Raw genomic sequence first — 1,671 nt, forward strand, 5'->3', positions numbered from 1 at the left:
GCCTTGAGGAGGTCCTCGATGCTGGTGAACTTCACCCGGGGACGTCCGGCGGACTTGCCCGCGGTCTTCTCGGTGGCGTCGATGGACTTCCAGCCGTCCCGGCCGACCTGGTCGGGCTGGCGCTCGGCGAGAAGCGCGTCCAGGTCGGCGCGATCGGCCTGCGGGGCGGCGAGCTTGCCGTGGGTGAAGTCGTCGATGAGCTGGTCGACGGTCTCCTGCGAGTCGACGCGGTTGGAGCCGATGACACCGCGCGGGCCGCGCTTGATCCACCCGGAGACGTACACGCCCCGAACCGGGTTGCCGTCGGCCAGGACCCGGCCCTTGTCGTTGGGGATGACGCCGTTGGACTCGTCGAACGGCACCCCCGCGACGGGCTCGCCCTTGTAACCGATGGAGCGCAGCACCAGCGACGCCTCGAGGGTGCCGGTGCGGTCGGAGGCGCGGGCCACGGTGCGGCCGTTCTCCTCGACCAGCTCGTTGTGCACGTACTCGACCGCCTCGGCCTTGCCCTCGCCGGTGATGGCGGTGGGAGAGACCAGGTAGCGGAACACGATTCGCTTGTTGTCCGGGTTACGGGAACCGGCGGCGTATTCCTGGGCCAGGGTGTACTTGAGCCGCAACGAGGGCTCGACCTGCGGGTCGTCCAGCTGGGCCTGCGAGGCCGGGTCCAGGACCAGGTCCTCGGGGTCGACGATGATGTCGACGCCCTTCAGGTGCGTCAGCGCCAGGAATTCCGGCGAGGTGTAGGCGGCCTGCAGCGGACCGCGGCGGCCCAGCACCACGACCTCGGTGATGTTGCTGCGACGCAGCGCATCCAGGGCGTGGTCGGCGATGTCGGTCTTGGCCAGCTCGTCCGGGTCGACGGTGAGCACGCGGGCCACGTCGAGCGCCACATTGCCGTTGCCGACGATGACGGCGCGCTCGCCGGTCAGGTCGAATTCGCGGTCGGCGAAGTCCGGGTGGCCGTTGTACCAGGCCACGAACTCGGTGGCGGAGTGGCTGCCGGGCAGATCCTCGCCCGGGACGCCGAGGCGGCGGTCGGTGGCCGCGCCGACGGCATAGATGACGGCGTGGTGGTGGCCGAGCAGCTCCTCGTGCGAGATGTGCTTGCCGACTTCGACATTCAACCGGTACTGCAGCGCCTCACGCCGGAAAGCCGACTCGAACAGGCTCGCCACCGACTTGGTACCCGGGTGGTCGGGGGCGACGCCCGCGCGCACCAGACCGTACGGGGTGGGCAGCCGGTCGAACAGCTCCACCTCGACATCGGCGCGGCGCAGCAGCTCCTCGGCGGCATAGCAGGCGGCGGGACCCGCGCCGACGATGGCGACGCGCAGCGTGCCCAGTTCCTTGGGCGCCCGGGACGGCGCGACCAGCGGCTCGAAGTTCGACTCCAGCGGATGCCGCTGGAAGTAGGCGGCATTGATATCACGGAAGCGCGCCAGCGAGGCGGGCAGATCGTCCTCGGAGAAGATCGCGTCGACCGGGCAGGCATCGACACAGGCACCGCAGTCGATACAGGTGTCCGGGTCGATATAGAGCTGCTCGGTAGTGGCGAACTCAGGTTGCTCGGGCGTGGGACGAATGCAATCGACCGGGCACTCGGGTACGCAGCTGGCGTCGTTGCAACAACGCTGCGTGATCACATAGGCCATTTCTCGCAGATCCTCG

The 1,671-nt window shown here is 69.1% G+C and carries 1 protein-coding gene; it reads right to left on the minus strand.

Annotated features, from left to right (window positions below; all coding sequences use genetic code 11):
- A partial coding sequence (locus ON33_RS27385; protein ID WP_040861993.1) for an FAD-dependent oxidoreductase occupies positions 1-1,655 on the minus strand: 1,655 nt, incomplete at its 3' end.
- Positions 1,656-1,671 lie beyond the last annotated feature (16 nt).

The organism is Nocardia niigatensis NBRC 100131 (assembly GCF_000308655.1).
Lineage (GTDB): Bacteria > Actinomycetota > Actinomycetes > Mycobacteriales > Mycobacteriaceae > Nocardia > Nocardia niigatensis.